Here is a 24,034-nt window from a genome sequence, read left to right on the forward strand (position 1 = left end):
GCGGAGACAAAGAGATATAGGGATTTGCGGCGACCATGCCACAAAATGAAGAACCGGGTTACCGCCCCTGCGTCGGGGTCATGCTTGTCAACATGGACGGGCTGGTCTTCGTGGGCCAGCGAATCGACAACCGGGCGGAAGCCTGGCAGATGCCCCAGGGCGGCATCGACGAAGGCGAGGATGCGAAGGCGGCCGCGCTGCGCGAACTGGGCGAGGAAACCGGCATCGTCCACCGCCATGTGGAAATCATCGCCAAGGCGCGCGACGAGCATTTCTACGACCTGCCACCCGAATTGATCGGTCAGATATGGGGCGGCAAATATCGCGGCCAGCGGCAGACATGGTTCCTCGCCCGCTTCCTGGGAGAGGACAGCGACATCGACATCGCGACCCCGCATCCCGAGTTCCGCGCATGGAAATGGACGGCGCCCGAAACGCTGCCGGACCTCATCGTCCCCTTCAAGCGCAAGCTCTACCGGGACATCGTGCAGGAGTTCCGGTCGCTGATCTGAGTCGGTTCATCCCATCGGGGTTATATTTCGCGGACGAGCGGCTATGAGGGCGCGATGCGCCGCTGCCTGTTTCTATTACCCTTTTTCGTCCCGTCCGTCGCCCGCGCGGAGGAGCCGCCGCTCCTTCCGCCCGCCGTCCGCGAAATGCTGGAAGCGGCCATCGCCAATGGCAATGAGGCGGAAATCGTCACCGTCGCCAAGATCGCGAAACAGACCAATCCCGATTCCTCCGACGAAATCCAGCGCATGGTCGCCAGTTGGAAGGACCGCACCAAGGCTACGCACGACGCGGTGATTCGCGAAGCCCGCTTCATCGAATTGTGGACCGGCCGGATCGAAGCGGGCGGCTTCCGCTCCACCGGCTCCACCAGCGAGATCGGCATCAGCGCCAACGCGACGGCGACGCGGAACGGCATCCAATGGTCGCACAAGCTGACCGCCAGCGCCGACTATCGCCGCGCCAACGGCGTCACCTCGCGCGAACGTTATTTCGCCAGCTATGAACCGCGCTATCAGTTCGACCCGCGCGGCTTCGCCTACGGCCTCGTCCAGTTCGAGCGGGACACGTCCATCGGTTATGACGAACGCTACACCGCCTCGGCCGGTATCGGTTACAAGCTGATCGTCAGCAAGAAGGTGGACCTGACCGTGGACGCCGGTCCCGCCGTGCGTCACGCCAAATATGTGCTCGGCGCGCGCGAGACCAAGGTCGGGGGCCGCGCCTCCATGGACCTTGCCTGGCGCATCACCCCCACGCTGACCTTCAAGCAGACCGCATCGGGCTATGCGGAAAGCAACGTCTTCACGCTCAATTCCCTGACCGCGCTGGAAACCAAGGTGACGAACCGCTGGTCGGCGGCCTTCTCCTACAATGTCCAATATGAATCGGAAACGCTGCTGTCCGCACGGGATTTCGACACGCTGAGCCGGCTGACCCTCAGCTACGATTTCTGAACCTCCTCAATCCTCTCCATCAGGGGAGGATGTGAATGGCCGCAATCCGAAATCCACCCAAACCATTCTTCCTCACAGGAAAGGATTTTCGGCTGCCTTGGGGTGGAGAGGCGCGCGCCGCTCTGTTAGACCATAGGAAATGACAGCCATTTCACCTGCCGAACAAGCGGTTCTGGACCATGCCTCGGCCGCGCCGATGCTGGAGCAGGTGCAATCATGGTCCGCCGTCAACAGCGGATCGCGCAACCTGAACGGCCTCGCCGCCATGGCCGCGCTTCTCGCCGATGCTTTTTCAGCGCTCCCCGGAGACATCCGCCTCATCGATCCCGCCCCGGTCGACAGCATTTCCCCCGACGGCGCGCTGCTTCAGATCGACCATGGCCGCCACCTGCTCCTTTCCGTGCGCCCCGAAGCGCCGGTCCGCGTCCTGCTGACCGGCCATATGGACACGGTGTTCGCCGCCGATCATCCCTTCCAGACGCAGCGATGGCTGGACGATCATGTGCTGAACGGCCCCGGCGTCGCCGACATGAAGGGCGGCATCGCCGTCATGCTGGCCGCGCTTCGCGCCGTGGAGACATGGGAAGGCCGCGCCGCATTGGGCTATGATGTCGTCATCAACAGCGACGAGGAAACCGGCAGCGCCTCCTCGGCGCCCCTGCTGCGGGACATGGCGGCGGGCAAGATCGCGGCCCTCACCTATGAACCCGCCTTGCCCGACGGCACGCTGGCGGGGGCGCGGGCGGGCAGCGGCAATTTCTCGATCATCGTCACCGGCCGCAGCGCCCATGCGGGCCGCAATCCCGAAGAAGGCCGCAACGCCCTGCTCGCCGCCGCCGACCTGGCGCTCCGGCTCAAGGCGGCGAGCGGCACCGGCTTTTCCTGCAACCCGGCCCGGATCGACGGAGGCAGCCCCAACAATGTCGTGCCCGATCACGCCATCCTCCGCGTCAATTTCCGCCCTCGCACCCCCGCCGACGAAATCGCCGTCCGCCGCCTGATCGAAACCGGCATGGAGGCGGTCGCGCGCGATCATGAAGTCGCCATGCACCTCCACGGCGGCTTCGGGCGCCCGCCCAAGCCCATGGACGAAAAGGCACAGGCCCTCTTCGATCTCGTCCGCCGCTGCGGCGCGGATCTGGGCCTGCCGATCGGCTGGCGCGATACGGGCGGCGTGTGCGATGGCAACAATATCGCGGCCTGCGGCGTGCCGGTCGTCGACACCATGGGCGCGCGCGGCGGGGCGATCCACAGCCCGGACGAGTTTCTGATGACGGACAGCCTGCCCGAACGCGCCCGCCTGTCCGCGCTGGCGCTGATGCGGATCGCTCAGGGGCAATATCAGGGGAGGATGACGGCGTGACCTTCTTCATGCGGACCGCGCGGGCGGACGATCTCCAGACGCTCTATGAGATGGCGAAGCTGACGGGCGGCGGCTTCACCAATCTGCCCCCGGACCGCAAGGCGCTCGCCGCCAAGCTCGAACGCACCGGACAGGCGCTCTCCCGCGCGGAGGACGGCATCAGCGACGAACTCATCCTCATGGTGCTGGAAAACGCCCGGACGGGGCAGGTTCGCGGCACGTGCCAGATTTTCAGCACCGTGGGGCAAAGCTGGCCCTTCTATTCCTATCGCCTGGGCGTCCTCACCCAGCACAGCCGGGAACTGGGCCGCACCTTCCGTGCGCAGATGCTCTCGCTCACCACCGACCTGGAGGGTTCCACCGAAGTCGGCGGTCTCTTCCTCCACCCCCGCGAGCGGGCCGAAGGGCTGGGCCTGCTGCTTGCCCGCAGCCGCTATCTCTACATCCGCAACCACCGTCCCCGCTTCGGCGACCGGATCATCGCGGAATTGCGCGGCGTCATCGACGAAGCGGGCGGCTCCCCCTTCTGGGACGGGCTGGCGGGCCGCTTCTTCGGCATGAGCTTTCAGGAGGCGGACGAATTCAACGCCATCAACGGCAACCAGTTCATCGCCGACCTGATGCCCAAGACGCCGATCTACACCGCCATGCTGACCGACAGCGCCCGCGCCGTCATCGGCCTGCCCCATCCCAATGGCCGCGCCGCGATGCGGATGCTGGAGACGGAGGGTTTCACCAATCCGGGCTATGTCGACATTTTCGACGGGGGCCCGACCATGGTGGGCCAGATCGATTCGCTCCGCACCATCGCGCAGGCCCGCGACGTCGCCCTTTCAGCCCTGCACGACAAGGGTGGGGACAAGATGCTGATCGCCACAGGCCGCCTCGCCGACTACCGCTGCACCTGGGGCTTCGTGCGGGAAAGCGAGGACGGCGCGGTGTCGCTGGACGCGGACAGCGCGGCATTGCTCGGCATCGAGCCGGGCCAGCGCTTCACCATGGCGGGCCGGGCATGAGCGTCAGGGAAATCAACTTCGACGGGCTGATAGGCCCCAGCCACAATTATGCGGGCCTGAGCCTCGGCAACCTCGCCTCCGCCCGCAACGCAGGCGCCGTCTCCCGCCCCCGCGCGGCGGCGCTGCAAGGGCTGGAGAAGATGCGCGGCAACATCCGCCTCGGCCTGGCGCAGGGCATCTTCCTTCCCCAATGGCGGCCCGACAATGCGTGGCTCGCCGCGCTGGGCACCAGTGTCAGCCATGCCGAGCCGCCCATCCGCGCGGCGGCCATGTCGGCATCCTCCATGTGGGCCGCCAATGCCGCGACCGTCTCCCCCGCCAGCGACACGGCGGACGGGCGCACCCACCTCACCGTCGCCAATCTGGTGACGATGCCCCATCGCAGCCATGAATGGCCCCAGACGCTGAAACAACTTCAACTCGCCTTCGCCGCGAGCGACGCCTTCACCGTGCACGGCCCCGTCCCCCCACCCTTCGGCGACGAGGGCGCGGCCAACCATATGCGCCTTGCCGAAAGCCATGCCGCCCCGGGCGTCGAGGTGTTCGTCTACGGCGAGGCCGGCGGCCCCTTCCCCGCCCGCCAGCATATCGAGGCAAGCAAGGCCGTCGCTCGCCTCCACGCGCTCGACCCCGCCCGCACCCTCTTCGTCCAGCAGTCGGAAGAAGCCATCGCCGCTGGCGCCTTCCACAACGATGTGGTCGCCGTCGCCAATGAGCGCGTCCTCTTCACCCACGAACAGGCTTTCGCCGACAAGGGGGGCTTCTACGCCGATCTGCGCGCCGCGCTCCCCTGCGTCGAGATCGTCGAAGTCCCCGCCAGCGCCGTCAGCCTGGCCGACGCGATCCGCAGCTACCTTTTCAACGCGCAGCTCGTGACGCTATCCGATGGCGACGGCATGGCCCTCATCCTTCCCACCGAAGCGCGGGAAACGCCCGCCGTCTGGTCCTGGCTCGAACGGATGATCGCGGGCAACGGCCCGATCCGCCGCCTCATCCCCGTCGACGTGCGGCAATCCATGGCGAATGGCGGCGGCCCCGCCTGCCTGCGGCTGCGCGTCGTCGCCGATCCCGCCGACATCGACCCCCGCTTCCTGCTCGGCGAAGCGAAGCTCGACCGGATCGCCGCCATCGTCGCGGATTACTGGCCGGAGGAAATCGCACCGGACGACCTGAACGACACGCGCCTCATCGCCCGGATCGAACAATCGTGGTTAACGCTTGTTGACCATTTGCAGCTTTCGGGCGACTTAATCCCATAGCGGCGGGCGAGACATCGCCAGGTGGGATTGCAATGGAACGGATCAAGCGTCTTTTCACGATCAAGACCAAGTTCGAGGCGTTCCTGGTGATCTACGCCCTCGCTTTGGGCGCGACGGAGCGCGGCCTGGTCTACATGCACCAATATCCGGGTTTCGGCGGCCAGTTGCTCGCCCTCGCCTGCACCGGCGCGGTGTTCATGGCGGGCGGCAAGATCATCGACGCGGTGGAAATGCAGAAAGCCCTGTCCCGCTAGCGCTTGCCGAAAGGTGAAAGCCGCCTGCGCTCCTGTCCCGGACAGAAATCATGGGTGGATTTCAACCATGAGCGCACCCCTCGCGTCTCCTTCACAACAGGAGACACGAAAATCAAGCGTCCACGCTCAGTCAAAATCGAACATCGTCAAAGCAAAGGCAATAGAAAAGAGCTACCTTCTTCTTCCGAAATGGCGTGATTCCTCCACTTCCGATACGTCTGCATCTTCGCCTCTTCCTGCGTCGCTGTATCTTTTTTCTCATAACGATGAGGAAGGGGATCAACCATGCTGAACGATCGTTACGGCCGAAGCGTCCCGGCAGCCGAACTTGTCCGCAATTTCGCCCATTGGCGGGAAGTGGGGGTGCAGGAACCGCTCCTGGTCACCCACCATGGACGCGGAACGCATGTCTTCATGGGGCTTGACCGTTTCCGCACCATGACCGTGAGCGGCCCCGAAGCGTCGGCGGGCGCCGATCCGCTTTCGCACCTGCCCGAATGGATACATCAGGGCCTGATCCTTTGCCGCGCCGACTACACCATCGGCCATGTCAACCAGGCCGCGCTCGCCATGACGCGCCGCTGGGACCGGCAACTGGCGGGCCTGCCGCTCTGGGAAGCCCTGCCCGAACTGGCCGAAACCCTGACGCAGGCGCATATCCGGCACAGCATGGAATCGGGAGAAGGCAGCGCCGCCGACATTCCCTCCCCCTTCCGCGAAAATTGCTGGATACGGTTCGAAACCCATCCCTTCCCGGAAGGCGTCGCCCTGTTGCTGAGCGACATTACGGAGGATGTCCGGCGCAACCGCCTCGCCGATGTGAAGGCCAGCCTGAAGCAGGCCATGCAGGCCCATGGCGGCGTCGGCCATGTGCAGGTGTCCAGCCGGGGATTCATCGAGTTCGCCGACGACGTCTTCTGCACCTTGGTCGGATTGCCGCTGGACCGCTTGATCCACATCAGCCTCACCGACCTGGCCGACCTGCCGGCCCGGCCCCGCCTGCGCGAGGAACTGGAACATGTCCTGCGGGGCGAAGGCGACCGCAAGACCGACACCAGCCTGCTCGCCAATAGCGGCGCGGTGATCCCGGCGGACATCGGCATCGCCCGATTGCAGGGTCTTTACGGGTCCGAAGGCGCGGTGGTGGTCGTCACCCGCCGGAACGAACCCGCAAATTCCGCAAATTGAATCCGTTCCGGACGAAAATCGCAGGTCCGCGTTAAGGAAACCGCCTTTTTCGCCGCCCGCCGCGCTTCCCGGCCAAAGCCACTTACACAAATAGCGCACATCCACTCCATTTATCCAAAAACCGGGCATTGAACGGCGCGGGCTAGGCTGGGGGCATGGAAAAGCGCCTTCACCCAGCCCCGCCGCATCCGCTCCGCCGCGACATGCGCGGCAGTGTCCTCGTGGAAGCCGCCGTCGCGCTCCCGCTGCTCATCGCCCTGCTGATGGGCATATGGGTCTATGGGTCATGGTTCATGACGGCGCACAGCCTGCAACAGGCCGCCAATGACGCCGCGCGCGCCGCCGTCGCCGGGCTGAACGCGACCGAAAGGCAAGCCCTGTCGCGCCAAAGCGTCACCGCCAGCACCGCCGCCCTTCCCCTGCGCGGCAACCGGCCCGTTGGCGTCAACAGCAGGGAGAATGGCGGCTATTTCACCGTCACGCTCGATTACGACCTGTCCGGCGACCCGCTCTTCGCCACCACCTTCATTCCCGTCCCTTCGCGCACCCTGGAACGCAGCGCCGTCATAAGGATCGACGAACGATGAAGCCTCTGGCCCGCAGATTGGCGCCCCTTCGCCGCGACCGGAAAGGCGGGGTCACCATCCTGCTCGCGGGGTCTCTGCTGATGCTGGCCGGGTCGGCGACGATGGCGGTGGACCTGGGCTCCCTCTATCTCGCCAAGCGCCAGTTGCAGGGCATCGCCGACGCCGCCGCGCTGGCCGCCGTCAGCGGAGGCCGCCCTGCCGCCGAACAGCTCATCGCCCATAGCGGCGTCGGCGGCGTCGTCATCACCTCGGTCGAAAGCGGCCAGTATCGCGCCGATCCCGCCGTGCCCGTTCCCCAGCGCTTCGTGCCCAACGATCCGGCGGGCGGCGCGCTGCGCCTGGAGGTGCGGCGGCGCGCGCCCCTGTTCTTCGGCCGGATGCTGATCGGGTCGGACGGCGTGAACCTCAGCGCCCGCGCCACCGCCGCGCGCAAGGACGCCGCCGCCTTTTCCATCGGCACGGGGCTGGCTTCGGTCAGCGGCGGCCTGCCCAACATGCTGCTGTCCAACCTTGCCGGGACCAACCTCAACCTGTCGGTGATGGACACGCAGGGGCTGCTCCATGCGAATGTCGACCTGCTGGGCATGGCGGATGCCTTGCAGGCGCGCCTGGGCCGTCAGGACGAAGCCTTCGCCCAATTGTTCGACCGGCATATTCCGATCGCCGACATCGTGAACGCCATCGGCGACGGCGTGACCGACAGCCAGGTGGTCGGCACGCTCCGCCGCATCGGCAACTCCGTTCCGGGCCGCACCGTCCGTCTGAAGGACATCATCGACCTTGGTCCCTCCGGCGGGGCCACCGATGCCACCGGGCAGCCGACGATCCTGATGGACGCCTTTTCGATGCTGCGGATGGTGCTGAACCCGGGTCCCGGCGTCTCGGTGCCCATCGACCTGCAACTGGGCGTGCCGGGGCTCAGCAGCACGCGGCTCAAGCTGATCGTAGGAGGCGGCAGCGCCATGTCCCCGCTGCTCACCATCACGTCGAGCCGCGATGTCGTCCTGCGCACGGCCCAGACGCGCATCTATCTGGAAAGCGCGGTGGCCGCCGCCCTCGCACCGATCGCATCGATCCGCGTCCCCCTCTATGTCGAACTGGCCGAGGCGGAAGCGCGCCTGTCGGACATCAACTGCACGCGCGGTACGCCCGGCCATGGCGTCACGCTGGCGGTCAAGCCGTCCATCGGATCGGTGGCACTGGCCGACGTGGACCAGAGCGCGCTCACCGATTTCGCCCGCCCCGCCAATCCCCGTCCCGCCGTGCTGGCCGATGTCCTGACCACCAGGATCACCGCCCATGCCAATATCGCATTGGGCGGGGTGGAGCCGCAAAGCGTTCATTTTTCCCCCGCCGAAATCAGCGCGCAGCAGACCAAGACCGTCAGCACGCAGGACCTGACGCAGGGCCTGGCCGCCAGCCTCGTCCGGCAAGTGAAGATCGACGTCTATCTCCTCGGCCTCAAAATCCCCCTCAGTCCGCTCACCGCGCCCATCGGCGCGCTGCTGGGCACCACCGCGCCCCTGCTCGACGGCGTTCTGAACAGCGTCACCGCGCTGCTCGGCGTCCGGCTGGGCACGGCGGACGTGCGGGTGCATGAAATGCGCTGCGGCCTCGCCACCATCGTCGCCTGATCTCTCCCCTTGCCTTGGGCGGCCCGAACCTTCAGGGAACGGGATCATGGGCGCGATCATGCTACAGGGAACCGGATCGGACGTGGGCAAGTCCGTCCTTGTCGCCGGCCTCTGCCGGGCGCTGGTGCGGCGCGGCTATCGCGTGCGCCCCTTCAAGCCGCAGAACATGTCCAACAACGCCGCCGTGACCGTCGACGGCGGAGAGATCGGCCGCGCCCAGGCCTTGCAGGCGATGGCGGCGGGGGTCGAACCGCATAGCGACATGAACCCGGTCCTCCTGAAACCGCAGGCCGATCACACGTCGCAGCTCATCGTCCACGGGCGCGTGCGCGGCACGCTGGGCGGCGGCAATTTCCGGCAGGCGCGCGGGCAGCTTCTCTCCGATGTCATGACCAGCTTCCACCGGCTTCGGGCGCAATGCGACATCGTCGTCGTGGAAGGCGCGGGATCGCCCGCCGAAATCAACCTGCGCGCGGGCGACATCGCGAATATGGGCTTCGCCCGCGCCGCCGACGTGCCCGTGATCCTGGTCGGCGACATCAACCGGGGCGGCGTCATCGCCTCCATCGTCGGCACGCGGACAGTGATCGATCCGGGGGACGCCGCCATGATCCGCGGCTTCCTCATCAACAAGTTCCGTGGCGATCCCGCCCTTTTCGAGGACGGCTATCGCCAGATCGAATCCCTGTCCGGCTGGCGCGGCTTCGGCGTCATCCCCTGGCTCCCCGCCGCCGCCCGCCTCCCCAGCGAGGATGCGGTCGTCCTCGAAAAAAGGGAGCGGCCGGACGGCGCGCGCTTCGTCATCGCCTGCCCGATACTACCCCGCATCTCCAATTTCGACGATCTCGACCCCTTCAGGACCGAGCCGGAGGTGGAGTTGGTCATGGTCCCGCCCGGCAGCCCCATCCCGGCGGAAGCCTCGCTCATCGTGCTGCCCGGATCGAAGACGACCATCGCCGACATGCAGGCCCTGCGCGCGCAGGGGTGGGACATCGACATCCTCGCCCACCACCGGCATGGCGGCGCGGTTCTGGGGATATGCGGCGGCTATCAGATGCTGGGCCGCCGCATCGCCGATCCCCACGGCATCGAAGGCCCGCCCGCCGCCATCGACGGGCTCGGCCTGCTCGACATCGAAACCGCGCTGTCGGGCGGCAAGACGCTGCAACAGGTGTCGGGCCGCGCGCTGGACGCGGCCTTCACCGGCTATGAAATGCATATGGGCCGGACTTCCGGCCCCGATGGCGCCCGCCCCTTCGCCCATCTGGACCGCGGCCGCCCCGACGGAGCGACCAGCCCGGACGGCCGGGTCATGGGCACCTATGTCCACGGCCTCTTCGCCAGCACGCCGCTGCGCAAGGCGTTCCTGGCGCGCTGGAACCTCTCTTCCTCCGAACAGGACCATAACGCCGCCGTCCACGCGGCCCTCGACGACATCGCCGCGCAGATGGAGGCGCATGTCGACATGCCGGCCCTCATCGCGCTGGCGCAAAAGGGCGCATAGAGTCCCGGCCGTCCCACGACCCTATGATGACAATATAGCGCAGGAACAGCGCGATTCATCGCCTCCGTCGAACGACCGGGCGACAAATCGTTTCGATACCGAACCGTCGATCATACCATTTCCGTTCTAAAAGACTCCAGTCACGACCGATCTCATCATGATGAACGCGGTCTATACTATAGTATATTTGCGACGGACCGTGTCCATCGCAAGGATTTTCTCAACCATTCGACCATAGAAAAGGAGACAAGTCCGGGGCTTTTCCAACCAATAATGCACCATCCATAAAAAGAACGGGGGTCGTTCATGATGAAGAAACTAAAAGGCGTCGGTCCGATAGGGGCCGGCGCGATGATCCTGCTTGCCCTCAGCGCGGCGGCGGCCGTTACCCGGATGGGGACATCCCTCCCCACCACCAGGAACAGTATCACCATCGCCAGCGGCAGTAACAGGGCCGCGTCACAAGCCACCTATACTGCAAAGGCATCCATCAATAGCAGCGGCATCGGCGATGACAGCCGAACCGAAGGCAGCTTCGCCGCCTTCGATTTCGCCAGCGGAACGCGATTGCCGGAAAAGGCGACCGTCTCGCTCGGCAACGCCACCTTCAAACCCGGCGTGAATGTCGCCTATGTCCCGCTCACGCTGGATCGGCCGACGCCCAACACCATCATCATCCGTCTCGTCACGGTGAACGGCTCGGGCGCCGGCGCGGCGAAATCCGGCACCCATTACCGCACGGTCGACACGGTGGCCATCTTCCGCCCCGGCGATCCACTGCGCCAGACCATCGCCGTCCCCATCGTCGCCGCGCAGGAAGGGCAACAATTCCTGCTCAAGATGCGCGAAACGCCCTGGGGCGGCCTGCAAGGCCAGTCGGCCGCCATCATCACCGCCGACGGCAACGCGGCGGCCACGGCGATGGCCACCGGCATCTTCCGCGCCCCGCGCACCTTCGCCGCGACCGGCACGCTCCAGTTCACGCTGGAGAAGGAAACGCACAAACGGTCGGCCGAAGGCGGCTGGAACCGCTGGGCCACGTCGCTTTCCCATGGGCGCACCCAGATCGCGAACGAGGAAACCGGCCTCTATCTCGACTCGTCGGTGTTCCCCGGCGTGGAAGGCCCGGTCTACTGGAGCAACAAGGGCCTTGTCCTGCACAGCCAGAAACTGAAAACACCCATCTATCACGAAGGGCGCAGCTGGCATTATGGCGCGTCGGTCCTGGACGGCCGCCACTATCTGGCGACCCAGATCGGCTATGGCCAATATGAATGGGAAGCGAAGATGCCCGACCGGCGCGGCGCATGGCCCGCTTTCTGGCTGATCTCTACCAGCGGCTGGCCGCCGGAAATCGATGTCTACGAAGGCTTCGGCCAGCAAAGCTACTGGGATTTCGACCGCCATGTCGCCCACACCATCCACGGCGGGGCGAACGTCGCCCGCACATTCCAGCGCGGCATGGTCATCCAGACCGACCAGGCCTATGGCTGGAGCGGATACAGCCAGGACTTCCACCGCTTCGCCATCGACATCCAGCGCGACTATATCACCTGGTTCATCGACGGGAAGGAAAGCTATCAGTCGGTCAATCCCTTCCGGGGTTTCCGCTGGTATCCGATCATGGACGTGGCCGTGAAAACCGGCGGAGCCTATGACGACGGCAGCGGCGACATGATCATCCGCAGCCTGAATATCCACTCGGCCCCTTAATGGGGAAGGCCTGCTCCTTCCCCGCATGACGTGGGGGAGGAGCGCCCCTTGCATCCTCGCCGTTCAGCAGCACAACCTACCCCGACAACAAAGCCGACAACCACCATCCCGGCACCGCCGCAACGGCCAGGGCCGTCCCCAACGGCACCCGCGTCGCGCGCTCCACCCGCTTCCCAAGCGCCGCCGCCACGCCCACCGCGAGCAACCCGGTCCCGGCCGCCAGCAACAGCACAAAGGGCAAGGCCTGCCACCCGAACCACGCGCCCAGCGCGCCCAGCAGCTTGGCGTCGCCCAGCCCCAGCCCCTCGCGTCCCCGCGCCCACCGATAGGTCCACGCCACCGCCAGCAGCCCCGCATAGCCCGCCGCCGCGCCGATCGCCCGATCCGCCAGAACGGCGTCCGTCACCCACGAGCCGACGGTGAGCCCCAAAAAGGTCAGCGGCAAGGTCAGCGCATCGGGCAACCAGAAATGCCGCCAGTCCAGCACCGCCAGCGTCAACAGCCACCACCCCAGCAGCGCCCAGCCCAGCCCGGCGACATCCGGCGCGAGCCCGACCGCCAATGCCCCGATGACGGCGCAGGCGGCCTCCACCCGGCCATGCAGCGGATCGATCCGCGCGCCGCACGTCCGGCACCGTCCCCGCTGCGCCATGGCGCTCAGCAACGGCACCAGATCGCCCGCGCCCAGCGTCCGCCCGCATCCGTCGCAGGCCGACCGCCCCCGCATGACGCCCCGTCCCTGCGGCCATCGCAGGATCAGCGTCGCAAGGAAACTCCCCGCAATCGCCCCGGCCACGCCGCCGAGCATCGCGCCAAGCGGTTCGATCACAACGTTCCTTCAACCTTCAGCACCCGGGCGCCGCCCGCCTCGGCAAAACCGGCCCCGGCCAGGGTCGCCGCCAGCGTGGGATCGGCCGTCTCCACCCGCATCTCCGCGACATAGCGGCCCGACCGCCATATCCTGAGGTCGATCTTCTCCATGCCCGACTGGCTCACCAGCGGCAGCAGCAGCGCCTCGCCGTCGCAGCGCGCTTCGCCCGACAGGCCCTGCGCCAGATTGAGTCCCGGCATCTGCGCCGCCATATGCGCGCGCACCCGTCCCTCGGCATGGCCGCAAAGCGTGCCGGCAAAGGTGGCGCTCACATCCTCCAGCACGAAATTGCCCACCGGCAGCGGGGCAAAGGCGCGGCCCAGCGGAACCGAACCGCTCAGGTCGTCCACGCCGATCCTCCCGAACCCCGCCGTCACCGCGCCCTCGATGTCGTCGGGCCCGCCGGCTTTCCGCCACAGGTCGAAACGCGCCCGCCCCACCAGCAGCGGCACCGGCGAAAGCGCCGCATGAACCGATCCCAGCGACACGTCGCCCAGCATCAATCTGTCGATCCGACCGCTCCACACCGTGCCGCGCACGTCGCGCGCGGCCATTCCGAACCGCTCCAGCCCCGCCATGCCCAGCGCCATGCGCAACGGCAGGAACAGCAGCAGGCCCACCGCGAAGGTCAGGATCAGCGCGATGCGCGTTCGGCGTGACAGGGACAGCCCCTTCATTGCGCCGCTCCCCGCACCAGCACAGCCTGCACCGACACGCTGCCCGCCGTCGGCGAAGGCCGCGCGCTCATCGTCTCCACCCGGACGCCCTGCGCCTCCAGCCCCGCAAGCCATGTCATCAGCGCGATGGGCCGAACGGCGGCGATGGCGATGTCCATCCGGTCCGCGCCCTGCCCCTGCGCCCTTTCCAGCGTCAGCCCCGCCTCGCCCGCGCTCTGCCCGACGAACTGGTCCAGCGGCGCGCCCCGCGAAGTCGCGGCAGGCCCGCGCGGCAGGGATTTCATCAGCTTCACCTTGGCGCGGATCGCCGCGTTGCGGTCCGTCGCCGCGCCCAGCGCCTCATGCGCCGACCGCTGCGCCGCGCCCAGCGGCCGCACGATCCCCAGCCACAGCACGACCACTGCCAGCAGCGCGAACATGACGCCCAGCATCCATTGCTCGCGCGGCGACCGTTCGCCCCACATCGTCTTCCACCGTTCCATCATGACCGCACCGTGATGTCCGCCAGCGTCCGTCCGCCCGGATCCTGCGAAGGCGTCGCCGTGATCGTGAAGCCCGCCGCCTGCAATGCCAGCAACACGCTGTTGATGTCGTCCGCCTTCGCCGCCGCCAGCGTGGCGCGGATCATCCCGTCCGCATCGCGCGACAAGGCGGTGATCGACACGCCCGGCGCGTCCTGCATGGCGCTCATCAAGGCGCTGACCGGCGCGGTGAAGGCATAGCCCCCCGCCCCCCGCGCCGCCAGTTGCCGGTCCATCTCGCTCTCCGCCGCCGCCGCATCGGCCGCGCCCGGCACGACTTCCCGCGCCAGCGCCAGGCTCTCCGCATCCAACCGGCTGGCGGCACCATATTCCTTCACTACCCCGATCACCGCGATCAACAGGCTCGCCAGCAGCACCAGCCCGCTCCACAAGGCGATCCGTCCCAGCGCCTGCCTGTCCCACTCCCGCCGCGCCCGCTTCGCGAAATCGCCCTGCCGCAGGTTGAGCGGCGGGCGTTCCAGCGCCGCGATGGCCAGCGTCTCCACCTGCGCCGGGCCGACATCGCGCACCCGCGCCTCGCCGACGATTTCCGGCAGCGCCATATCCTCGCCGAACGCCACGTCCCGCCCGCGCCACACCGCCGCGCCGCCGACGATGCCCCGCGCGAAACCCTCCTCCGGCTCCGGCAACAGCAAGGGCGCAGGCACGATCAAATCCGGGTCCAGCCCATGATGCTGCGCCCATAGCAGCCAATGCTGCACATCGCTCCGCGCTGCCAGCGCGACCAGATGGGGCCGCGCCGGATCGTTATTCCCGTCCGCCACCGCGAACAACTGATCCGCCGGCGCGATCCCGCCCGCCAGCGCTTCCAGCCGCGCCGCCGCCTGCCCCTGGCGCGGAGCCAGATCGGGATGCGACGCCCAATGCAGCGTCACCAGCGGCGCGGGCGGCACCAGCATCACCGCCATGCCGGACGGCAGCTCCGCCAGCCCGCAAGCCGCCAGCCAGTTCGCCCCCGCGCCCCGCTGTGCGACCGCGCCGTCCGCCACGTGCATCCACAGCGGCTCCGCGCCCGCGCCATCGGGCAGCGCGACGATCAGCGCGTCCTTCCCGCTCATGCGCCGCTGCCCCAGCTGCGCCGCACCAGCGTGGCCGGGCTTTGCCGGGCATCGATCAGCCCCCGTTCCACCACCTGCGTTCCCCCGACATTCACCGCCACTTCCACCCCGAAAAATCCCGTCGTCACCTTGACCTGCCGGGCCGCCTCCTCCAGCGGATTGATGCCCAGATTCGATGGCCCCGCCCAGAACTGCACCACGCTGCCGTAGCCTTGCTCGGGCCGCTGCGCCAGCATTTGCCGCGCCTGCGCCACGCTCATCTGCCCCTGGAGCAGCATGACCAGCAGCGGCGCCTGATCGGGCAGCAGCGTGTTCACGTTGATCGGCGACAGGTCCGCCGTCGGCAGCGCGCACACCCATGGCCGCGCCAGATCGTAGATGGCGGGCGTCACCCCGTTCACCGCCCGCAATTCGCTGGCGTCCACCATGAAGCGGTTGGCGGTGCGATAGGGCCGCTCCGCCCGCGCATAGACCTCGTCCTCCGCCCCGCCCGGCTGCGGCGCGCTGTCGCTGTCGACCCAGTCCGCCAGCGAAGCCGCCGCCACCTGCGCCTGCCGCGCATCCACGCCCAGCGCCTGCAACAGCGCCTGAAACTGCGTCACGCCGATGGGCCGCACCTTGAGGTTCGCCTCATTCTCCCCTTCGACCACGCTGTTGAGGTTGAAGCAATTCCCCCCATCGCTCACCCGCGCCGTAGCAATGCCGCCCGGCACCGGAATGTCGCGCGGCGCGCCCATCCAGCCGCCCGCCAGCGTCGTCCTGCCCGGATTGGCCGCGACCAGATCGCCAATCTTGAGCCGCGCGATCTCCATGCCCGCATCGGCAAAGGCCCGCGCCTGATCGACCGCGCCGCCATTGCCCGTCATCCGCGTCGCCAGCGCCAGCCGCTCCAGCGCCGTGGAGGCCACCACCGCCATCACCGCCACCAGCAGCAGCACCGTCAGCAACGCCGCGCCGCGCTCGCCCTCTTTGCGGGGATCAGCCAAAGTCGCCCTCCCCCTGCACCGCCTGCTTCTCCGCCGGGCCCGGCCCGACCAGGAAACGCAGCGTCACCCCCGGCTCGCCCGCGCGAGTCACCGTCATCTCCACGGCGCGCGGCATCAGGTCCGGCTGCGTCGGCGTCCATTCGTCGCGCCACTCGCCCTGCGCATCCCGGAACCGCAAGGCCACATCCTCGACCTGATCGAGCAGCGCCGCCGGTTCATCCCCCGCCGCGCCATCGACCTGCGCGTAGGTCCGCCGCTCCAGCCGCCCCTGCCGCACCCAATATTCGACCTTCTGCAAGGAAGGCCGCGGCAGATTGCCCAGATTGTCCCAGCCGCCGCGCACGAATTGCAGGACCGGCACCCCCTCGCCTTCCCGATGCGACCAGAAGGCGGGCGCGAGCGTCCCCGTCTCCGTGCGGCTGATGCGCGGCACCGCCTGCCCCAGATCGGCCGCCAGAGCGCCGCCCGCCCGCTGCACCGCCGCCAGATCGTCGAGCCGCGCCTTGACCTGCGCCTGCGCCGACACGCTATTGCCCAGCAACAACACGCCCGCGCTCGCCAGCATCGCGAAGATCATCAGCGCGACCAGCAATTCGATCAGCGTGAAGCCCCGCTCCCCGCCTCCATCAGGGTGAAGGGACTTCATCACCCCACCACCCGCACGAAACTCAGCGCCGCCGGGGAAGCGCCCGCCTGCCCCTCCACGGTCACATCCACCTGCAACAACCGCTTGTCGTCCGTCGCCTTCACCACCCGCTTCCAGCGCCAGCGCCGCCCGCCATTCTCGACCTCGCCCTCCTCCTCGCCGACCGAAGGGGGCGCGGGATCGGTCTGCGCCTCGACCATCAGGTTGCGCGCCACGATCTGCCCCAGCGCCTTGCTGTCGAGGTCCGCCGCCGTCCGCAGCGTCACTCCCTGCAAGCGCACCAGCGCCAGCGCCGCCAGGCTGAACACCGCCAGCGCCACCAGCATCTCCAGCAGCGTGAAGCCCTGTTCTCCATTTCGAACGGACGGCCGTCTACTCACCGACCATGACCTTCCCGGCCATATCGACCGTCACCGAAACCCGTTCGCCCTCCCGCGCCAGGGTCACCTTCAGCGGATCGGTGGGCAGGCCCGTCCCGTCAAAGCCGATCTGCTTCACGCCGTCCTTGCCGACCAGCGCCCGCGTGCCCGCCTTCCAGTTGGCGGTGACGAAGGGCCTGTCCTCCATCGCCACCCATTGCGCCCCCTCCCGGCGCTGGAAGCCATAGCCCGAAGCCGACACCCACACGCCCATCGGGTGCGATGTCACGACCGCTTCGTCGCGCGCGGCGGCCACGCGCGCGGCAAAGCGGTCGGCATCCTCGATCACCCGCCCACGCGGGTCCGGCATCGCCAGCACGACCGCCGCCGAAACGAAACCGATGATCGTCAGCACCACCATCAACTCAACAAGGGTAAAGCCATCCTGCCGCACAGGACGGACCAGCGCACCTTCAAAGCGCGCTGGAATAAATATCGGCATTCTCATGATCTCCGCCCGGCTGCCCGTCCGCGCCCAGCGACACGATGTCGAACGCGCCCTTCCGGCCCGGCACGGTATAGCTATAGGGCCGCCCCCAGGGATCGTTGGGCAGCTTCTTGATATAGCCCCCGCGCCGGTAACGCTGCGGCTGAGCCAGCGAAGCGGGCGGCGCCAGCAGCGCCTGCAACCCGTCCGTCGCTGAGGGATAGGTGAGGTTGTCGAGCCGATACTGCTCCAGCGCCTGCTCGATAGTGGCGACATCCGCCTTCGCCTTCTCGACCCGCGCCGTGTCGGTCGCCGGGATGACGTTGATCGCCACGATCGTCGCCAGCAGGCCGATGATGACGATCACGACCATCAGTTCGACCAACGTGAAGCCGTGTTCGGCGGAACGTCGCAAAGAAGTGAAGCCGTGTTCGGCGGAACGTCGCAAAGAAGTGGAGCCGTGTTCGGCGGAACGCCCCGAAGAAACGAAGCCGTGTTCGGCGGAGTGCCTCAAGGAGGTGAAGCCGCGTGCGTTGGCACTCGAACACGGCTGGTTGTCAGGATGGCGGAACAGTTTGAACATATGCACTCCTCAAGCCCCCGTCAGGCTCTGCAATTGCAGGATCGGCAGCAGGATGGACAGGATGATGACGGCGACGATGCCGCCCATGGCGATGATGATGATCGGCTCCAGCATCGCCAGCGCCGCGGAGGTGAAGCTGTCGAACTCCCGTTCCAGATAGTCCGCCGCCCGTTCCAGCATGGTATCCAGCCGCCCCGCGCTCTCCCCGCTGGCGGCCAGATAAACCAGCAGCGGCGGAAACACGCCCGCCCGCCGCAGCGCCGCCGACAGGCTGCCGCCGCCGCGAATGGCCTCGACGATCTGCTCGGAAGCCTGCCGCAGCACGCGATTATGGACCGTCTGCGTCGTCAGCGACAGCCCCTCCATCAACGGCAAGCGGCTCGCGACCATGGTGGAAAGCGTCCGCGCCATCCGCGCCGCATGCAGGTCGCGGATCAGGCGGCCCAATAAAGGCAATCGCAACAGCGTGGCATCGACGCGATAATGGAAACTCTCGATTTTCAGCGCCCGCCAGAAACCGAACGCCCCCAACCCCATCAGGATCAGCAGCAGCCACCAATAGCCCGCCAGAAAGGCCGAAACCCCCATCACCATCCGCGTCAGCAGCGGCAATTGCTGTCCGACCGTATCGAACTGCTCCACCACCTTGGGCACGACGAAGATCATCAGCGCCGCCACCACGCACACGGCAAAGACCGCCAGCACGCTGGGATAGGCGATGGCGGTCAGCACCTTGGCCCGGATCACCGCCTGCCGCTCCATCAGTTCGGAAAGCCGCTCCATGATCGTGGGCAGGCTGCCCGAGCTCTCGCCGGCGGAGATCATCGCGCGATAGAGCGCCGGAAAGCTCTTCGGCTCCGCGCCCAGCGCATCGGCCAGCCGCCGTCCTTCCAGCACGCCCGCATGGACCTTGCCCACGATGGCGCGGACGTGCGCCTGCTCGCTCTGCCGCCCGATGGTGCGGAGCGCCTCCTCCAGCGGGCTGACCTGCACCAGCGTCGATAATTGCCGCGTGAACAGCGTCAGTTCCTTGGCCGAAAGGCGCGGGCTGCGCAGCGACAGCCCCGCCCGCTTGCGCGCCGTCTCCACCGCGCCCGGCTCGATCCGCACGATAAACAGCTTGCGCGCGTCCAGCCGCGCCCGCGCATCGTCCACCGTGTCGGCCTTGACCGATCCCTTCCGCTCGCGCCCCGCCGGGTCGATGGCGATATAGTCGAACTCAGTCATCGGCGATGGTTTCCGCCTCGATCGCGTCGCGGCGCGACACGCGGATGGCTTCCTCCGCCGTGGTCTGTCCATCGCGCACCAGCGCCCGCGCCGCCGATCCCAGATTGGGCGCGTTCAGGAACGCATGGCGCGCGATCAGCGATTCATCGCCCCCGTCATTGATGAGGCGGCGGATCGTGTCGTCGATGCGGATCGCCTCGAACACGCCGATCCGGCCCTTATATCCGGTCCCGTTGCACGCCTCGCACCCCCTGGCGCGATAGATGATCGTTCCGGGGTCGAAACCAAGCAGCGCGCTCGCGGACTTGTCCGCCTGCATCGGCTCCCGGCAATGCTGGCACAACCGCCGCACCAGCCGCTGCGCGATGACCGCGCGCAAGGTGGAGGCGAGCAGGAACGGCTCCACCCGCATGTCCCGCATCCGCGTGATCGCGCCCACCGCATCGTTGGTATGCACCGTCGACAGCACCAGATGGCCCGTCAGCGAAGCCTGCACCGCGATCTCCGCCGTCTCCCGGTCGCGGATTTCGCCCACCATCACGACATCCGGGTCCTGCCGCAGGATCGCGCGCAATCCCGCGGCGAAAGTCAGGCCGACTTTCGCGTTGACCTGCGTCTGACCCACGCCTTCGATGGCATATTCGACCGGATCTTCCACCGTCAGGATGTTGCGCGTTCCGTCATTCAGGTGCCGCAAACCCGCGTAAAGCGTGGTCGTCTTGCCCGACCCTGTAGGACCCGTGACCAAAATAATCCCGTTCGGTTCTTTAAGTCCTTCATGAAAAATCCGGTCCGCCGCCCCCGTCATCCCCAGCAAATCCAGCGAAATCCCGGCATTCTCCTTGTCCAGGATACGCAGCACCACCCGCTCGCCCGCCCGGCTCGGCAGGGTGGACACGCGCACGTCCAGCAGCTTGCCGCCCAGCGTCAGCCCGATCCGCCCATCCTGCGGCACCCGCCGCTCCGCGATGTCCAGCCGCGCCATCACCTTGATCCGGCTCACCACCACGGGCGCGACATGGGGCGGCATCCGCAACGTCTCGCGCAATACGCCATCCACGCGCATCCGCACGACGAGGCCCGTCTCATAAGGCTCGATATGGATGTCGGACACGCCCTGCCGCGCCGCTTCGGCGATGATGCCGTTGATCAGGCGTATCGCGGGCGCATCGTCCGCGCTATCGAGCAGATCGTCGGCGGTCGGAATATCCGCCGCCAATATATCGAGTTCGTCCTCACCCATCTCAATGGAGCCGGCCATCGCCGCCGCGCTGCCTTCCATCGCATAGTGATCGGAAAGATTCCGGTCGAACTGCGCCGCATCGACGAAGCGCACGTCGAAGCTGCGCGCCAGATGCCGCCTGACTTCCAGCAATATCCGGGGATCGCTCCCCTCCCGCACCGCGACCGCCAGCCGCCCGTCCTCTTCCGGCAGGAGCACGACGCCGTGCCGCCGCGCGAACAGATAAGGGATGTCCAGCGCGCGCGGCCCGACATGCGGCGGGATCGGACCGGTATCGGGTCCTTGGGGATCGCTCATGGCCGGGCGTCGCTGGCTGGAACTTCGACGGGGCGCACCACGCCGCTCGACCGGCGGGCGGTGGGTTCGATCACCTGGGGCGGGGGCGGCACGACCGCATCGCCCGGCCCCGCCGCCGCGCCCGGAGGCACCGCGCCCATATAATCGCGCACCAGTTCGTCTATGCCCGGCTCCACGTCCGGATTGCGCCGCATCTGCATGTCCCGCACATAGCCGTAACGTTGCTGCGTCAGGCGCTGGGCGTCCTCCTTGCTGCGCAATATGGTCGGCCGGATGAAGACCATGAGGTTGGTCTTGGTCCGGCTGCGGCTGCGCGACTTGAACAGTTCGCCCAGCCCCGGAATGTCGGACAGCAAGGGAATGCGCTCGATCGTCTTGCGCTCATTGTCGTCCAGCAGGCCGCCCAGCGCCAATATCTCGCCATCGTCCACGGTGACCGTGGTCTCGATCTCGCGCTTGTTGATGATGAGGTCGCTATTGTTGTTGCTGACCGGCCCGGCGACGCTCGACACCTCCTGCTTCAGGAACAGCTTGATCGCGCCGCCCGCGTTGATCTGCGGCTTCACCTCCAGCTTGATGCCGACATCCTGCCGCTGGACGGTGCGGAACTGGTTGTCGAAATTCTGGCTGAGCGCCTCGCCGGTCGTCACCGGCACCTGCTGGCCGACCAGGATCGACGCCTTCTGATTGTCCATCGTCATGACCGAAGGCGTGGACAGGATATTGCTGTCCGTGTCCGACTTCACCGCATTGATGATCGCGCCGAAGATGCCGTGGCTGCCCAGTTGCGTCGCGATCCCGCCAAAGCCGCCGGTCGCGTTCATCAGGCTGTCCACCGCCGCCTTCTGGAGCGTGTTGGCCAGGTCGCCGTTCTGCCTGGTGGTCGTGGTGGTGCGGGTTCCGTCCGGCGCGACCACCGTCGTCGTCGTCTCCCCCAGCTTGTCGGCTCCGACCGCGCCCGCCAATGTCAGGATATTGGGCGCGGCATTGGAATAGTTGGTCGCGGCAAAGCCCGTCTTGGTGCTGCCGATCAGGAATTGCACGCCCAGCTTCTTCGCCGCCGCGTCGCTGATCTCGACGATGATGGCTTCCACCAGCACCTGCTCGCGCCGGGTGTCGATCTGGCGGATGGTTTCGCCGAGCATCCGCTGCACATCGCTGTTCGCCGCCACGATGATCGCATTGGCGCCTTCATAGCGGGTGACGATGGACGGCCCGCGGGTTGAAATGCCCGTGCCGCTGGGGGCAGGCGCGACAGCGGGCGGCGGCGCTGCCGCCGCTGGCGCAGAGCCCTGTGCCGCGGGCACGGATGCGCCGACCGGCTCGCTGGTCGATTGGCCGACCAGTTGCTGCAACACCGGCAGCAGCTTTTCGGCATCGGCATGTTCCAGCCAATAGACCCGGATTTCCGTGCCGCTGGCGGCCTGCCGATCCAGATCGCGCGCCATCTGCACAAGCCGGGCGACGGTGCCCGCATCGCCGCGTATGGCGACCGAATTGCTGCTGTCGATCGGCACGATGGTCGCGGCTGCGGGCGCTCCGCCCTCCCCGCCGCCGCCCGCCACCAATGCCTGAAGCGATGTCGCGATTTCGCGCGCTCCGGCATTTTTCAACAGCACCGTCTGGGTTGCCGCCGTGTCGCGATCGATCCGCGCGATGATCTGGCGGATACGCGCGATATTATCGGCATAGTCCGCCACCACCACGCTGTTCCCCGCGCGATTGGCGGTGACCGAGCCATCCCTGCTGACCAGCGGCCTCAGCGTTTCAAGAGCGCTGGTGGCGTCGATGGAACGGAGGCGGAACACTTCCGTCACGAACTGGTTACGATTGGCCGCCCGGCCCACGGCGCTCGGCTGCCCCGCCGCGCCGTCGGCGGGCTGGATGCGATAGGCTCCGTCCGGCGCCGGCACCGCGACCAGCCCGTTCGCGCGCAGGGTGGACAGGAATATCTCGAAATATTCCGACCGCGACAGGGGCCGGTCGGTGACGACAGACACCTTCCCCTGCACGCGGTTGTCGATGATGAAGGTGCGCCCCGTCACGCGGGCCGCATCCTGGATGAAAGCCCTGATGTCGGCATCCCGCACGTTCAGCGTCTGTTGCGCTTGGGCAGGCGCGGCGAGGGGAGCGGCCAGGGCAAGCGCGACGGCGGCGGCGGATAAAAGGAAATGTCTTGTCATTGGCCTTGCAGCATAAGGTTGATGGTCGCGGTGGAGGCGCCCCGTTCAACGGTCAGGGAAACGCGTGCGCCGGGCGCGATCTTCGTCCGCAACGCTTGCAGATCGCTCGCCGAACCGATGCTCTGCCCGTCGACCTGCGTGATGATATCGCCTGGCTGAAAGCCCGCATTTTCGAAGCCCGGACCCTTGGCGGTCAGGATCAGGCCGGTAATGCGGCCATTCTCGGTTCTGGGGGTGAAGCCCACATCCTGCCTGATGCTGTCCGCCGTCGGATTGTCGCGGCCCGCTGGCGGAGCCGCATCGGCATGCGCCGCCGTGGACCGTTCCTCCTGCTCAGCGTCGGGAGCGGATTGGGACTGGTCGAGGAAGAGCTGTTCTTCCGATCCGCCCCGGTCGATGGTCACATGATCGAAGGAAACCGCTTTCAGGACGACGCCGGAGGTGATTTCGTCGCCGACCGCGAAACTGTTCTGCACCCCGTCCGATCCGGCAATGATCGCCGATCCCAATCCCGTTCCCTCATTCAGCCGCACGCCATAGAGAGTAAGCGCCAGGGAAGTGACGACATTCGCGCTTTCCTGCTGCGGCGCAGCACGGAAGAATGGATCGAAATTCGCGAAAAGAGCCTGACGGGCGGCAGGGGAAGGAAACCGGGCCTGCGAACCGGACCAGATGCCGAAGCTCCCCACGGGCGTGAGGAGCACCCAGATCAAACGCGCCGCCTGAATGGCCAGCAAGGCCAGCACCAGTTTTTCGATGATCGACACGCCGTCCATGCGGCGCAAGCGCTCTGCCCACTTCCGTGCAGCCTCGCCAACCGGCCCCTGCATGAATATGCCCCTCTTTGCCACCGGCGCCTGCTAGGCAACGGCGATTACGCAATGATGACAA

Annotated in this window: 24 protein-coding genes; 11 read left to right on the forward strand and 13 right to left on the reverse strand. The window is 67.2% G+C overall.

Going from position 1 to position 24,034, the window contains the following annotated elements; all coding sequences use genetic code 11:
- The first annotated feature begins 35 nt into the window (after positions 1 to 35).
- The 11 genes from SCLO_RS05485 (at position 36) to SCLO_RS05535 (ending at position 11,984) form a co-directional block, all read left to right on the forward strand.
- Entirely contained in the window at positions 36 to 512 is a 477-nt protein-coding gene (locus SCLO_RS05485; protein WP_066517472.1) for an RNA pyrophosphohydrolase, read from the forward strand.
- Between the two features lie 54 nt (positions 513 to 566).
- Positions 567 to 1,466, forward strand: coding sequence for a DUF481 domain-containing protein (locus tag SCLO_RS05490; protein WP_066517466.1), 900 nt, complete (start codon positions 567 to 569; stop codon positions 1,464 to 1,466).
- 139 nt (positions 1,467 to 1,605) lie between these two features.
- The gene (locus tag SCLO_RS05495) at positions 1,606 to 2,829 is read left to right on the forward strand and encodes a hydrolase (protein ID WP_066517464.1); all 1,224 of its coding nucleotides are present in this window, start codon (positions 1,606 to 1,608) and stop codon (positions 2,827 to 2,829) included.
- Complete coding sequence (locus SCLO_RS05500) at positions 2,826 to 3,845, forward strand: arginine N-succinyltransferase (protein ID WP_066517462.1); 1,020 nt, start codon at positions 2,826 to 2,828, stop codon at positions 3,843 to 3,845. Before SCLO_RS05495 ends, SCLO_RS05500 begins: the two co-directional genes overlap by 4 nt.
- Positions 3,842 to 5,104 (forward strand): N-succinylarginine dihydrolase, encoded by a 1,263-nt coding sequence (locus SCLO_RS05505; RefSeq protein ID WP_066517457.1) that lies wholly within the window; start codon positions 3,842 to 3,844, stop codon positions 5,102 to 5,104. The genes SCLO_RS05500 and SCLO_RS05505 overlap by 4 nt, the downstream gene beginning before the upstream one ends.
- 32 nt (positions 5,105 to 5,136) lie before the next feature.
- The gene (locus SCLO_RS05510; protein ID WP_066517456.1) at positions 5,137 to 5,358 is read left to right on the forward strand and encodes a hypothetical protein; all 222 of its coding nucleotides are present in this window, start codon (positions 5,137 to 5,139) and stop codon (positions 5,356 to 5,358) included.
- 285 nt (positions 5,359 to 5,643) lie between these two features.
- Complete coding sequence (locus SCLO_RS05515; protein WP_066517454.1) at positions 5,644 to 6,546, forward strand: PAS domain-containing protein; 903 nt, start codon at positions 5,644 to 5,646, stop codon at positions 6,544 to 6,546.
- Positions 6,547 to 6,749: 203 nt separating this feature from the next.
- Positions 6,750 to 7,133 (forward strand): TadE family protein, encoded by a 384-nt coding sequence (locus SCLO_RS05520; RefSeq protein WP_231923356.1) that lies wholly within the window; start codon positions 6,750 to 6,752, stop codon positions 7,131 to 7,133.
- Positions 7,130 to 8,767 (forward strand): pilus assembly protein TadG-related protein, encoded by a 1,638-nt coding sequence (locus tag SCLO_RS05525; protein WP_096362094.1) that lies wholly within the window; start codon positions 7,130 to 7,132, stop codon positions 8,765 to 8,767. Before SCLO_RS05520 ends, SCLO_RS05525 begins: the two co-directional genes overlap by 4 nt.
- 46 nt (positions 8,768 to 8,813) lie before the next feature.
- Positions 8,814 to 10,271, forward strand: a complete 1,458-nt coding sequence (locus tag SCLO_RS05530) for a cobyric acid synthase (protein WP_066517448.1) — start codon at positions 8,814 to 8,816, stop codon at positions 10,269 to 10,271.
- A 306-nt stretch (positions 10,272 to 10,577) separates the two neighbouring features.
- Entirely contained in the window at positions 10,578 to 11,984 is a 1,407-nt protein-coding gene (locus SCLO_RS05535) for a glycoside hydrolase family 16 protein (protein WP_231923357.1), read from the forward strand.
- 76 nt (positions 11,985 to 12,060) lie between these two features.
- Here the strand turns inward: SCLO_RS05535 and SCLO_RS05540 are convergent, their stop codons facing one another.
- The 13 genes from SCLO_RS05540 to SCLO_RS05600 form a co-directional block, all read right to left on the reverse strand.
- Positions 12,061 to 12,813, reverse strand: a complete 753-nt coding sequence (locus SCLO_RS05540) for a prepilin peptidase (protein ID WP_066517446.1) — start codon at positions 12,811 to 12,813, stop codon at positions 12,061 to 12,063.
- A complete protein-coding gene (gspN, locus tag SCLO_RS05545; RefSeq protein ID WP_066517445.1) occupies positions 12,810 to 13,532 on the reverse strand; it encodes a type II secretion system protein N in 723 nt (240 codons plus the stop codon). Before gspN ends, SCLO_RS05540 begins: the two co-directional genes overlap by 4 nt.
- Positions 13,529 to 14,017, reverse strand: a complete 489-nt coding sequence (gene gspM / locus SCLO_RS05550) for a type II secretion system protein GspM (RefSeq protein WP_066517443.1) — start codon at positions 14,015 to 14,017, stop codon at positions 13,529 to 13,531. Before gspM ends, gspN begins: the two co-directional genes overlap by 4 nt.
- Complete coding sequence (gspL, locus tag SCLO_RS05555; protein WP_066517441.1) at positions 14,014 to 15,132, reverse strand: type II secretion system protein GspL; 1,119 nt, start codon at positions 15,130 to 15,132, stop codon at positions 14,014 to 14,016. Before gspL ends, gspM begins: the two co-directional genes overlap by 4 nt.
- Complete coding sequence (gspK, locus tag SCLO_RS05560) at positions 15,129 to 16,118, reverse strand: type II secretion system minor pseudopilin GspK (protein ID WP_066517439.1); 990 nt, start codon at positions 16,116 to 16,118, stop codon at positions 15,129 to 15,131. The genes gspL and gspK overlap by 4 nt, the downstream gene beginning before the upstream one ends.
- Positions 16,111 to 16,764 carry a type II secretion system minor pseudopilin GspJ gene (gene gspJ, locus SCLO_RS05565; RefSeq protein WP_066517436.1) on the reverse strand — a complete coding sequence of 218 codons (654 nt, stop codon included), beginning with the start codon at positions 16,762 to 16,764 and terminating at the stop codon, positions 16,111 to 16,113. The genes gspK and gspJ overlap by 8 nt, the downstream gene beginning before the upstream one ends.
- On the reverse strand, positions 16,764 to 17,090 hold the full coding sequence (gene gspI / locus SCLO_RS05570; protein ID WP_066517435.1) for a type II secretion system minor pseudopilin GspI: 327 nt from the start codon (positions 17,088 to 17,090) through the stop codon (positions 16,764 to 16,766). The genes gspJ and gspI overlap by 1 nt, the downstream gene beginning before the upstream one ends.
- Before the next feature lie 46 nt (positions 17,091 to 17,136).
- Entirely contained in the window at positions 17,137 to 17,544 is a 408-nt protein-coding gene (locus SCLO_RS05575; protein ID WP_231923403.1) for a GspH/FimT family pseudopilin, read from the reverse strand.
- Positions 17,545 to 17,596: 52 nt separating this feature from the next.
- The gene (gene gspG / locus SCLO_RS05580; protein WP_066517433.1) at positions 17,597 to 18,058 is read right to left on the reverse strand and encodes a type II secretion system major pseudopilin GspG; all 462 of its coding nucleotides are present in this window, start codon (positions 18,056 to 18,058) and stop codon (positions 17,597 to 17,599) included.
- Between the two features lie 144 nt (positions 18,059 to 18,202).
- Positions 18,203 to 19,420 carry a type II secretion system inner membrane protein GspF gene (gspF, locus tag SCLO_RS05585; protein ID WP_066517430.1) on the reverse strand — a complete coding sequence of 406 codons (1,218 nt, stop codon included), beginning with the start codon at positions 19,418 to 19,420 and terminating at the stop codon, positions 18,203 to 18,205.
- On the reverse strand, positions 19,413 to 20,960 hold the full coding sequence (gspE, locus tag SCLO_RS05590; RefSeq protein ID WP_066517428.1) for a type II secretion system ATPase GspE: 1,548 nt from the start codon (positions 20,958 to 20,960) through the stop codon (positions 19,413 to 19,415). The genes gspF and gspE overlap by 8 nt, the downstream gene beginning before the upstream one ends.
- Complete coding sequence (gene gspD, locus SCLO_RS05595) at positions 20,957 to 23,143, reverse strand: type II secretion system secretin GspD (protein ID WP_066517426.1); 2,187 nt, start codon at positions 23,141 to 23,143, stop codon at positions 20,957 to 20,959. Before gspD ends, gspE begins: the two co-directional genes overlap by 4 nt.
- Positions 23,140 to 23,973, reverse strand: a complete 834-nt coding sequence (locus SCLO_RS05600) for a type II secretion system protein N (protein ID WP_066517424.1) — start codon at positions 23,971 to 23,973, stop codon at positions 23,140 to 23,142. The genes gspD and SCLO_RS05600 overlap by 4 nt, the downstream gene beginning before the upstream one ends.
- Positions 23,974 to 24,034 lie beyond the last annotated feature (61 nt).

This window comes from Sphingobium cloacae (assembly GCF_002355855.1).
Classification (GTDB): Bacteria; Pseudomonadota; Alphaproteobacteria; order Sphingomonadales; family Sphingomonadaceae; genus Sphingobium; species Sphingobium cloacae.

What these genes read in the sequence shown, in the direction of transcription:
- SCLO_RS05485 (WP_066517472.1), top strand. Translation starts at nt 36, where the DNA reads ATGCCACAAAATGAAGAACCGGGTTACCGCCCCTGCGTCGGGGTCATG.
- SCLO_RS05490 (WP_066517466.1), top strand. Translation starts at nt 567, where the DNA reads ATGCGCCGCTGCCTGTTTCTATTACCCTTTTTCGTCCCGTCCGTCGCC.
- SCLO_RS05495 (WP_066517464.1), top strand. Translation starts at nt 1,606, where the DNA reads ATGACAGCCATTTCACCTGCCGAACAAGCGGTTCTGGACCATGCCTCG.
- SCLO_RS05505 (WP_066517457.1), top strand. Translation starts at nt 3,842, where the DNA reads ATGAGCGTCAGGGAAATCAACTTCGACGGGCTGATAGGCCCCAGCCAC.
- SCLO_RS05510 (WP_066517456.1), top strand. Translation starts at nt 5,137, where the DNA reads ATGGAACGGATCAAGCGTCTTTTCACGATCAAGACCAAGTTCGAGGCG.
- SCLO_RS05515 (WP_066517454.1), top strand. Translation starts at nt 5,644, where the DNA reads ATGCTGAACGATCGTTACGGCCGAAGCGTCCCGGCAGCCGAACTTGTC.
- SCLO_RS05520 (WP_231923356.1), top strand. Translation starts at nt 6,750, where the DNA reads ATGCGCGGCAGTGTCCTCGTGGAAGCCGCCGTCGCGCTCCCGCTGCTC.
- SCLO_RS05525 (WP_096362094.1), top strand. Translation starts at nt 7,130, where the DNA reads ATGAAGCCTCTGGCCCGCAGATTGGCGCCCCTTCGCCGCGACCGGAAA.
- SCLO_RS05530 (WP_066517448.1), top strand. Translation starts at nt 8,814, where the DNA reads ATGGGCGCGATCATGCTACAGGGAACCGGATCGGACGTGGGCAAGTCC.
- SCLO_RS05535 (WP_231923357.1), top strand. Translation starts at nt 10,578, where the DNA reads ATGATGAAGAAACTAAAAGGCGTCGGTCCGATAGGGGCCGGCGCGATG.
- gspN (WP_066517445.1), bottom strand. Translation starts at nt 13,532, where the DNA reads ATGAAGGGGCTGTCCCTGTCACGCCGAACGCGCATCGCGCTGATCCTG.
- gspM (WP_066517443.1), bottom strand. Translation starts at nt 14,017, where the DNA reads ATGATGGAACGGTGGAAGACGATGTGGGGCGAACGGTCGCCGCGCGAG.
- gspL (WP_066517441.1), bottom strand. Translation starts at nt 15,132, where the DNA reads ATGAGCGGGAAGGACGCGCTGATCGTCGCGCTGCCCGATGGCGCGGGC.
- gspJ (WP_066517436.1), bottom strand. Translation starts at nt 16,764, where the DNA reads ATGAAGTCCCTTCACCCTGATGGAGGCGGGGAGCGGGGCTTCACGCTG.
- gspI (WP_066517435.1), bottom strand. Translation starts at nt 17,090, where the DNA reads ATGCTGGTGGCGCTGGCGGTGTTCAGCCTGGCGGCGCTGGCGCTGGTG.
- SCLO_RS05575 (WP_231923403.1), bottom strand. Translation starts at nt 17,544, where the DNA reads ATGGTGGTGCTGACGATCATCGGTTTCGTTTCGGCGGCGGTCGTGCTG.
- gspF (WP_066517430.1), bottom strand. Translation starts at nt 19,420, where the DNA reads ATGACTGAGTTCGACTATATCGCCATCGACCCGGCGGGGCGCGAGCGG.
- gspE (WP_066517428.1), bottom strand. Translation starts at nt 20,960, where the DNA reads ATGAGCGATCCCCAAGGACCCGATACCGGTCCGATCCCGCCGCATGTC.
- gspD (WP_066517426.1), bottom strand. Translation starts at nt 23,143, where the DNA reads ATGACAAGACATTTCCTTTTATCCGCCGCCGCCGTCGCGCTTGCCCTG.
- SCLO_RS05600 (WP_066517424.1), bottom strand. Translation starts at nt 23,973, where the DNA reads ATGCAGGGGCCGGTTGGCGAGGCTGCACGGAAGTGGGCAGAGCGCTTG.